The sequence below is a fragment of the Proteus sp. G2674 genome (genome assembly GCF_009915195.1).
GTDB lineage: Bacteria > Pseudomonadota > Gammaproteobacteria > Enterobacterales > Enterobacteriaceae > Proteus > Proteus mirabilis.
Genome location: NZ_JAABLS010000005.1, coordinates 206,066 through 215,874, shown reverse-complemented (window position 1 = coordinate 215,874; position 9,809 = coordinate 206,066). Strand labels below are relative to the sequence as shown.

Genomic DNA, 9,809 nt, shown 5'->3' with positions numbered 1-9,809 from the left:
GGTAGAGCACAACCTTGCCAAGGTTGGGGTCGCGAGTTCGAGTCTCGTTTCCCGCTCCAATCTCTTAAGAGATTGAGCAGTTGAGGCGCGTTGGCAGAGTGGTCATGCAGCGGATTGCAAATCCGTGTACCTCGGTTCGATTCCGGGACGCGCCTCCATAAATGCCCAGGTGGTGAAATCGGTAGACACAAGGGATTTAAAATCCCTCGGCCTTTAGGCTGTGCGGGTTCAAGTCCCGCCCTGGGCACCACTCCAAATTGAGAGAGTGGTGTAAAAAGACCATAAATAATGGCATTGGGAAGTAGTTAGTCGTCCTTACCAGTAAAAATTAGTTATAATTTTACGGACGCACCACAGAATTTAGCCCAGGTGGTGAAATCGGTAGACACAAGGGATTTAAAATCCCTCGGCCTTTAGGCTGTGCGGGTTCAAGTCCCGCCCTGGGCACCATATAAAATACGGACCTTAAATTAGGTCCGTTTTTTCTTCTAACCACAACGCTGATGGTTGGTATAGGAAAAGTAGTTTTAGCGTAATAAATATTGTTATTAGCTACATAAAGTTAAAACAAAAAAATGATTTAAGTTTATTTATTATGTACTTAACTAATAAATAAGTACCAAAAATAAATAAATACAATTTAGCCCAGGTGGTGAAATCGGTAGACACAAGGGATTTAAAATCCCTCGGCCTCTAGGCTGTGCGGGTTCAAGTCCCGCCCTGGGCACCATATAAAACTTTACTACTACTTTAGTAAGTTAAAAATACTAAGCCACCCAATAGGGTGGCTTTTTGCTTTCTAAACACCTCGCTTTCACTAAACCAAGTTATAACACACCTAGAATAATTTCATAAAATGACTATCATTTTATAAATCCGCGATGTTATATTATAACAAAATGTCATGGGTGGTTTTGTTTATGTGGATAGTTAATTTTAAAAATTTCTCTTGGCGAGCAGTTTCGATATTGATGTCTTTCTTTTTATTGATGACTACACCAAAAGTTTTAGCACATCCTCATAGCTTTATTGATATGCAAACAACTTTTAATACACAAGATGATAAGTTAATTGGATTAACTTTTTCTTGGGTTATGGATCCGATAACCTCAATGGATATTCTGTACGATATATATAATGCGCAACCAGAAAGTGATATTTGGAAAAAACAGGCGGCGAGATTAATGAGCAATATATTATCTCAGAACTATTTTTCCGAGTTTTATATGGATGGGAAAAAACAAAAGTTCCGTCGTATACCAAGCCATTACACTCTTATAAAAGAGAAGTTACAGGTGAAGTTTAGCTTTGATGTGCTATTTATTACCCCATTGCCATTTGCTAAACATCATTTTGAACTTTTAACTTATGATCCCACTTTTTATGTCAGCATGACCTATCGTGACAATACACAGATCATATTGCCTTTAGAAATGATCGCTGATTGTAAACACAAACTGATTGAACCTTTTGCTGATGAAAGTTTAAAAGAATATGCACAATCATTAGATATCAATGGCTCTGCTTATAGTGATTTAAATTTAGGGCTCTCTTTTACACAACGAGTACAAGTATTATGCCAATAAATATAACGAAGGAAAGGGGATTACTAATTAGCTTACTCACAGTGATAGCCAGTTGTTTGTTATTGATTGCTTATTATTGGTCTGAACTAACTTATTTTAATGTTCAATGGCAAAAAGTTATCAATAGCTATCTTGCAGAATTAATGCAAGATATTAGCGAAAATAATTGGCAAGTAGGCTTTATATTAATAGGTGTTAGTTTTTTGTATGGGTTACTGCATGCTGTTGGCCCTGGGCATGGAAAAGTCATTATTAGTACTTATATTGCTACTCACCCGACCAAATTAAAACAAAGTGCGTGGTTAAGTGTCCTTGCTTCATTGCTACAAGGTACAGTTGCCATAGTTATCATTACTGTTATATTAATAATATTAAACCTATCAAGCTCTCATTTAAAAATAGCGAGTCATTACATTGAAAATAGTAGCTATTTATTAATTTCATTATCTGGCATTATTATTTTTATCCAGTCTATTCGTCGTTTATTGTCAGACTATAAAAAGCGAGCTTTTTATATTAAACAGGCAACACCTATCATCAAGCGATCTAGATATCTCTATAAACATAAAAGCAACCAAACAATCTCACAAACATCATGTTGTGGTCATAAACATGTGGTGACTTCCAATGAATTACAAGGGAATTGGTCGGCACAATTGTTGGTACTATTCGCTATTGGCAGCCGCCCTTGCTCTGGCGCATTGTTAGTATTGTTATTTTCATATGCATTAAATATCTATCTTTGGGGAATAGTGGCTGTCATTGCAATGGCAATAGGAACGGCTTTAACCATTACTGCAATTGCATTAACAGTTTATTATATGCGAAATGTTGCTTATCGGTTTTCGGTAAAAAATACTAATTTATCTTTTAGGTATATGGCGGAGTTACTACGTCTATTAGCAGGAATATTGTTTATATTTTTAGGTATACTGATGTTTAATAGTGCAATAACGTTAAATAGAGAAGATATAATGCCGTTATTTCGCTAATAGTTACAGGTCAATGACATGGCAATGTAAGAAAACGCAGACTTTCCTTAATAGAACGTCTGCGTTTCAAATATTAGTTATTTTGCATATTGCTATTATTTTTTTCTAACCATTTTTGCATTTGTTCAATTTCAGGGCCTTGTGCATCAATAATAGCTTGTGCTAATTTGCGCATTTCAGGATCAGTACCATACTTTAGCTCGATTTTTGCCATATCAATTGCTCCCAAATGGTGAGCGATCATTCCCTGCGCAAATGCAACATCTGCATTATCACTATTCATTCCTTTTGCCATATTTTCATGCATTTTATTCATTGAATCCATGAGCTCTTGGTTCATAGGAGAGTTACTCTGTGCCACATTAGTACTCATATTCATATTCATATTCATATGTGAATTATTGGCTATTGCACCAAAAGAGAGTGAACCCATTAAAACGATGGCGATAGGTAAAACTTTTTTCATCATTGTTCCCTTTATATTGTATGAATTATCTTTATTCTAAAGATCCCCCTTAGAGGAAGGTCAAGGTTACAACTAAAAGTTTAGAATACTTTACTTTTAATGACATTTTATCTTGTAAAGTATTATCAATAGACTTGAATAAATAATTGTTATAATAGCTATAATGAAAACCAGATATACTTGCGATAAATCTTATTTTTAACGCATGTCCAAATAATAATTAAAATCAGAATTTAAGTATAATAACTTAACAATATTTAAATTATAATAATAAATTATTTCTTATGCCAATAGGGCTACATGTCTGCGTAATAAAATGTAAAAAATAAAAAGAATTGTAATCAATATTGAATATGAATGGCTTTAATTATATACAGATACAAAGATGATTAGTGATGTGGGGGCTTTCATGAAACAAATAATTATTATTGCAGGAGGAATTATATCATTGACTATTATGATTGCTATTTTTGTTGCAATCTTAGTTGTTTCTGTATTTAAAGAAGATACCGTTGCTGCTTGGAATAATAGCCGTAATGTTATTGAAAACTCCTCAACACAAATCAACGATATGTTTTCTTTTGTCAAAGGTAAGCGTGATGATGTCATGGCACGTTATCAATCATTAGAAAACAGTGAAAGTTGTAATCAACTCGTGTCTAAATTAGACAGTGTTGAAAAAGCACTAGCGGAAGGTAGTTTGTTACTTCCTCGGTCATCAATTGAGCAAATTTTTGCTATTAAAAATAGCCTTAATGATAGCTCATCTCCAGCCCAAAGCTTTGCCTGTGAGCAAGCTATTCAATTTATAGACAGAATTAATCCATAAGTATTAAGCTACTGTATAGTTATTCTCTTTATTTTTATAATATAGACTCTCTATTATTAGACTAACTGCAACAATAAGCCCGTGAAGATCTATTTATAATAGCATGAAATGGTTATCATTTTTTATTAATAAAAATGTAATTCAGTAACGCTATTTTTCCTTGCCAATCTCCCTTTTGCGATCTAAATAAAATGTTAACGTTAAAAAGAAGCCAATGTAGGGATTTAATTTAGCGTTATGCCTATGCTAACATAATAGGCTGATTCGTTTTAGTCAGATGTTTTTCTATTCATTAGTTTGTTTTTATCTTTACTTATCGCTTTATAAAACACACTTTATTATCTATTCTATTTAGATGTTATAAAATATAACGATGGGTATTTACGCTTCTTTTTATGAAATTCACTGGCAGTAGTACATAAGTATCTTTTATCTATTTATAAAATTCACTGAAAAGTATTTAAACAATTATGAATATCACCACACCCAATAGCGTTAATGAAGTAAGCCGTAAAACGGCGTGGATCAGGGTAATTATTCTATCATTTGCTGCTTTCGTATTTAATACGACAGAGTTTGTACCTGTTGCATTGTTAAGTAATATTTCTGAAAGTTTTGCCATGGTGCCGGCTCAAACAGGGTTGATGATCACTATTTATGCTTGGGTTGTTGCCCTAATGTCTTTGCCATTAATGATAATGACCAGCAAAGTAGAGCGACGTAAGCTACTGATTATTTTGTTTATTGTATTTATTCTAAGCCATGTCTTATCTGGCGTGGCATGGGATTTTAATTCGCTAATTGTAGGTCGGGTTGGAGTCGCTTTTGCTCATGCTGTTTTTTGGTCGATTACTGCCTCATTAGCAATAAGAATGGCACCCCATGGTAAAAAAGCACAAGCATTAAGTTTATTAGCAACCGGTGTTGCACTAGCTACCGTGCTGGGGTTACCTCTGGGAAGGGTGGTTGGACAATGGTTAGGATGGCGAGCTACCTTTTTGGGTATAGGTGTACTGGCGCTGATAACCATGCTTGCTTTAATGCGCTATTTACCTTTATTACCAAGTGAACATTCAGGCTCGTTAAAAAGTGTCCCAATATTGCTAAAACGAGCACCATTAGTGGGTATTTTCTTACTAACGGTGATCGCAGTGACCGCTCATTTTACTGCTTATAGTTATATTGAGCCTTTTGTTATTGATATTGCAAAATTAGATGAAAATTTTGCCACTATTGTATTACTGATTTTTGGCGGTGCAGGAATTTTGGGGAGTGTGTTATTTAGTCGCTATAGTACCAAAATGCCAACCTCATTCTTATTCTTTGCACTTATTCTCTTAACCGTATGCTTAAGTACGCTGATGATAAGTAGCCAACATACACTCACATTTATTGCCTTAATCATCTTTTGGGGGATAGGCTTTATGTGTATTGCGTTAGGATTGCAGGTTAAAGTGATTGACTTAGCACCTGATGCAACAGATATCGCCATGTCGATCTACTCAGGTATCTTTAATATCGGTATTGGGGCAGGGGCTTTGTTAGGTAATCAAGTAATATTGCACGCGGGAATGCCAAATATCGGCTATGCAGGAACAGCCTTAAGTATTATTGCACTAGCGTGGTGTGGCTTTATTTTTACCCGTTATCGTGTTGCGATGGGAGGCAAACCTCGCGAAAAAAACCGGCTCCATTAAACAAAATCTATAAATAGCATTTTAAGGCATCTATTGCGCTGAATAGATGCCTTTTTTGTTGTTCTAAAATAGATATCACAGAAATATCTTGTGATAGAATTCACAAAATTGAATTTGGATCTTAGTAGGGCGAAGAAATGAATGGATTAACTTACCTAATATTAGCCATTATATCTGAAGTTATTGCAACAACGGTGTTAAAAGCATCCGATGGCTTTAGTCGATTATATCCATCTATTGTCGTCGTGGTGGGGTATTGTTTTTCTTTTTGGGCGCTATCTCAGGTTGTGAAAGTCATGCCACTGGGTATTGCATATGCAATTTGGAGCGGATTAGGTATTGTTTTAGTTTCTGTTGCGGCTGTTTTTGTCTATCAACAAAAACTCGATTTACCCGCCATCGTCGGTATGACATTAATTATTGCCGGCGTCTTAGTGATTAACTTACTTTCCAATAGCACCTCACACTAATCAGAGATAACAGAGATAATTTAGGTGTTTTTATAATGCAAAGAAAAATGAAAGCAACGTGTTTTTTGTTGATGTTGACCAGCTTTGCGTTGCTTACTGGCTGTAGTCAATCTAAACAAGCACAAAATACCACCGCTCAAGTGATTAATAGCAATAAAACGATAGCGACCACACCTTCTATTCCTTTAGAGGAACCAGCCAAAGAGACCTGTATATTTTCTGGTGGAGTGCCTGCGTTAACTTATGAATTACATGGCGGTCAAACACCCGTTTGTCAATTTGCTAATGGTAAACGTTGTAGTGAACAAGCGTTGATTGATGGTGCCTGTATTCCAGGTTAATACGCTTGGGGATATGCATAAACAAGTGATAATTAGAAAAATAGGCGCTTAATGTCTGATTAAGCGCCTATTTTTGTGATGATAATAATTTATCTGCGCTCTATCTTTCTATAGCTAACAGTAGCGTATGTTAGTCTTTTTTGGAAAAAGAAGAGGTGACTTGGCTGATTAATACTAATAAACCAACAATAAAATAAGCAGAAAAGATAATTAACATCCATTGTGGCATTTCTAATGACAAGAACCGCCATTGGCTAACAGAACAATCCCCTGATGCTTGGAATACGGCAGGGAACCAATCTTGCAATGCAAACCAAGAAGGCAAGGTAACAAAGAAATCACACGTTGCAAAAGGTGATGGATTAAGAATAAGTTGCGTATGTTCCCAAGCCAGTTCAATACCGCGGTATGAGGCATAAAGCCATAAAAAACTACCCGCCATGCGCATTAGTGTCAGTTTTGGCGAAGAAAAACCAATTAATGCGGCAACTAAGATCCCTAATACAGCAATGCGCTGATAAACACACATCACACAAGGCATTAATTCCATTCCGTACTGAAAATACAATGCCGCACCTTCAAGACCAATTGCCGTTAATGCCAGCAGTAACCATGAAAAACGACTTTGTGACCAGTGACGAAGAGCACTCAACATAACAATGTCCATGATAATATTGAAATAAGTTGTTATTCTGCCTAAAAACTAGACTAAAAAAAAGGTAAAATCTCTTATTTCACAAATATTTACATTAATAGGTGTTTTTATAAAAAAATAGGGCTTTTAAACATTAAAAGCCCTAAAAAATACTCATTTCATGATGGTTTTTTATGGAATAGCGATTAAGCCAATTTCATATAACCAATGTGTCATAGGCACGAGCCAGAATTCTACAGCCAGTAATCCTAACAGTGTCATAACGATGGTATAAGGAAGTGCCATCATCACCATACGTCCATAAGATAAGCGGATCAGCGGGGATAATGCAGAAGTTAATAAGAATAAGAAAGCCGCTTGTCCGTTTGGCGTTGCCACTGACGGTAAGTTAGTCCCAGTATTAATTGCGACACCAATATGTTCATATTGAGATTGGCTAATTAATCCTTCTTGCAATGCGCTTAATGCTTCACTGATATAGACCGTACCCACAAATACATTATCTGAAATGGCAGAAAGTAGGCCATTAAAGAGATAAAAGAGTGACAGTTGTGAAGATTCTGATGCCTGTAGAACAAATTGAATAATAGGACCAAATAGCTGTTGATCAATAATCACGGCAACAACGGAGAAGAATACTGTAAGTAATGCGGTGAAAGGCAGTGCTTCTTCAAAAGCTTTACCTAAAGCGTGCTCTTCAGTGATACCACAGAAAGTGGTGGCTAAGATAATAACAGAAAGACCAATAATACCGACCTCAGCAAGGTGTAAGGCCAGTGCAACAATTAACCAAATACCAATTAATGCTTGGATTAATAACTGGGCTTTTTCTTGTTGAGTTCGTTTTTCACTGTTCTTTTTATCGTAATCAGTGAGAACTTTACGCACTAATTCAGGTAGCTCGGCACCATAACCAAACAACTTAAAGCGCTCAACCAAATAACATACTGCAAGTCCAGCAAAGAAAACGGGAATAGTAACGGGTGACATCCTGATAAAGAAGGTGACAAAATCCCATTCTAAGTGTTTTGCAATGATCAAGTTTTGTGGCTCACCAACCATCGTCATCACGCCACCTAATGCAGTACCAACACCGGCATGCATCATTAAGCTACGTAAGAAAGCACGGAATTGTTCTAAGGTCTGTTTTTTCTCTGTGCTATCAATAAAGCCATCATTGCTTAACTCTGCATCAGCTTGGTTAGAAGCAAAGTTATGGTAGATGGAATAGAAGCCTAAAGAAACACTGATCACCACGGCAATCACGGTTAAAGCATCTAAAAAAGCAGATAAAAAGGCACTAGCAAAACAGAATGCTAATGATAATAAGCGTTTAGATCGAATAGAGAGGAGTAATTTTGTAAAAGCAAATAGAAGTAATTGCTTCATAAAATAAATACCCGCAACCATAAAGACCAGCAATAAAATGACTTCAAGGTTGTTGGCTATTTCATGACCTATTTGTTTCGGCGTTGTCATACCAATAATGACGGCCTCAATAGCAAGTAATCCCCCTGGTTGTAGCGGATAACATTTTAATGCCATGGCTAAAGTGAAGATAAACTCAACAACGAGTAGCCAGCCAGCAATGAAAGGGTCAACAAAGAAAAAAATCAGTGGGTTGATGATTAAAAAAGTAATAATAGCAAGCTTATACCAATCAGGGGAGTTCCCCATGAAATTTTTCAGTAATGCTTGTCTTATACTCATATCCATTATGTTTTTTATCCTCCGAATAGAGATTTTAGGCGCCTAAAATGCGCAATCTAGTCATAATACGCTCTAATCGCTGTGAAATTAAGCGTATTCGTAAATAATAAATTGATAAAACAGTGTCATGTTTTATGATGCCATTCACTATTTAGCGATGGTTGAGCTATATCAAAATTAAGCATTCTGATATTATCTTTTCTATTATTAGCAGAAAAAACGCTTCGGAAGAAATAAAAATATGGTTATTAAGGCTCAAAGCCCCGCAGGTTTTGCGGAAGAGTACATTGTTGAAAGTATTTGGAACAACCGTTTTCCACCAGGTTCTATTCTGCCCGCAGAACGTGAGCTTTCCGAATTAATTGGTGTGACAAGAACGACATTGAGAGAGGTTTTGCAACGTTTAGCTCGTGATGGTTGGTTAACTATCCAGCATGGAAAACCAACCAAAGTGAATAACTTTTGGGAAACGTCAGGTCTTAATATTCTTGAAACTGTCGCGCGTCTTGATCATGATCGCGTGCCACAATTAATCGATAATTTATTAGCCGTAAGAACGAATATCTCAGCAATTTTTATTCGCACGGCATTTAAAAATAATCCAGAAAAATCCCTAGAAGCACTGACTCATCAACTAACGACTGAAAATAGTGCTGATGAGTTTAGTGAGTTGGACTATAACATTTTCCGTGGTTTGGCATTTGCCAGCGGTAATCCTATTTATGGATTGATCTTAAATGGACTTAAGGGATTATATACCCGTGTAGGGCGTTATTATTTCTCTAATGTTCAGGCGAAAGAGTTGGCGCTATCATTTTATAAAAAATTGGCGTTGCTATGTGAGCAAAAAGATACTGAGCACGTTATGGATTGCGTTCGCCAATACGGAAAAGAGAGTGGCATTATTTGGCATGAGCTCCAATCGCCACTACCTAGTGACTTAGAAGAAGTAAAACGTTAATTCATCGCGTTTATCCCGTCTTAACATCAGCATTGGATCTTATTGATCCAGTGCTGATTTTTTATTATCCAGAAAATGGTAGTAATAGAAATATGATGACTA

Annotated in this window: 10 protein-coding genes and 4 tRNA genes; 11 read left to right on the top strand and 3 right to left on the bottom strand. The window is 36.2% G+C overall.

Going from position 1 to position 9,809, the window contains the following annotated elements; translation table 11 throughout:
- Positions 1-84 precede the first annotated feature (84 nt).
- The 6 genes from GWI58_RS01475 to GWI58_RS01450 all read left to right on the top strand — a co-directional run bounded on the left by GWI58_RS01475 (position 85) and on the right by GWI58_RS01450 (position 2,578).
- Positions 85-158 (top strand) — tRNA-Cys (locus GWI58_RS01475).
- Between the two features lie 5 nt (positions 159-163).
- Positions 164-250: transfer RNA gene (locus tag GWI58_RS01470), tRNA-Leu, on the top strand.
- A 113-nt stretch (positions 251-363) separates the two neighbouring features.
- A tRNA-Leu gene (locus tag GWI58_RS01465) sits at positions 364-450 on the top strand.
- 193 nt (positions 451-643) lie between these two features.
- Positions 644-730 (top strand) — tRNA-Leu (locus tag GWI58_RS01460).
- Between the two features lie 190 nt (positions 731-920).
- Positions 921-1,586: a DUF1007 family protein gene (locus tag GWI58_RS01455; RefSeq protein WP_161768848.1), complete on the top strand. Its 666-nt coding sequence runs from the start codon at positions 921-923 to the stop codon at positions 1,584-1,586.
- A complete protein-coding gene (locus tag GWI58_RS01450) occupies positions 1,577-2,578 on the top strand; it encodes a nickel/cobalt transporter (RefSeq protein WP_161768847.1) in 1,002 nt (333 codons plus the stop codon). Before GWI58_RS01455 ends, GWI58_RS01450 begins: the two co-directional genes overlap by 10 nt.
- 73 nt (positions 2,579-2,651) lie before the next feature.
- On the opposite strand, the gene copM is transcribed toward GWI58_RS01450, so the two are convergent.
- A complete protein-coding gene (gene copM / locus GWI58_RS01445) occupies positions 2,652-3,047 on the bottom strand; it encodes a CopM family metallochaperone (RefSeq protein WP_196721919.1) in 396 nt (131 codons plus the stop codon).
- Positions 3,048-3,453: 406 nt separating this feature from the next.
- Between copM and GWI58_RS01440 the strand changes: the two genes are divergently transcribed.
- The 4 genes from GWI58_RS01440 (at position 3,454) to GWI58_RS01425 (ending at position 6,381) form a co-directional block, all read left to right on the top strand.
- The gene (locus GWI58_RS01440) at positions 3,454-3,873 is read left to right on the top strand and encodes a hypothetical protein (RefSeq protein ID WP_135050041.1); all 420 of its coding nucleotides are present in this window, start codon (positions 3,454-3,456) and stop codon (positions 3,871-3,873) included.
- A 470-nt stretch (positions 3,874-4,343) separates the two neighbouring features.
- The gene (locus tag GWI58_RS01435) at positions 4,344-5,570 is read left to right on the top strand and encodes a sugar transporter (RefSeq protein WP_004250911.1); all 1,227 of its coding nucleotides are present in this window, start codon (positions 4,344-4,346) and stop codon (positions 5,568-5,570) included.
- Between the two features lie 137 nt (positions 5,571-5,707).
- Positions 5,708-6,040, top strand: a complete 333-nt coding sequence (locus GWI58_RS01430) for an SMR family transporter (RefSeq protein ID WP_004243278.1) — start codon at positions 5,708-5,710, stop codon at positions 6,038-6,040.
- A 35-nt stretch (positions 6,041-6,075) separates the two neighbouring features.
- On the top strand, positions 6,076-6,381 hold the full coding sequence (locus GWI58_RS01425) for a putative hemolysin (RefSeq protein WP_004250912.1): 306 nt from the start codon (positions 6,076-6,078) through the stop codon (positions 6,379-6,381).
- A gap of 130 nt (positions 6,382-6,511) precedes the next feature.
- Here GWI58_RS01425 and dsbB read toward each other — a convergent pair whose 3' ends face one another.
- A complete protein-coding gene (gene dsbB / locus GWI58_RS01420; protein WP_004248244.1) occupies positions 6,512-7,036 on the bottom strand; it encodes a disulfide bond formation protein DsbB in 525 nt (174 codons plus the stop codon).
- Positions 7,037-7,207: 171 nt separating this feature from the next.
- Positions 7,208-8,752 (bottom strand): sodium/proton antiporter NhaB, encoded by a 1,545-nt coding sequence (nhaB, locus tag GWI58_RS01415; protein WP_004243275.1) that lies wholly within the window; start codon positions 8,750-8,752, stop codon positions 7,208-7,210.
- A gap of 235 nt (positions 8,753-8,987) precedes the next feature.
- On the opposite strand from nhaB, the gene fadR reads away from it, so the two are divergent.
- Positions 8,988-9,707: a fatty acid metabolism transcriptional regulator FadR gene (gene fadR / locus GWI58_RS01410; protein ID WP_094959464.1), complete on the top strand. Its 720-nt coding sequence runs from the start codon at positions 8,988-8,990 to the stop codon at positions 9,705-9,707.
- Positions 9,708-9,809: the final 102 nt, after the last annotated feature.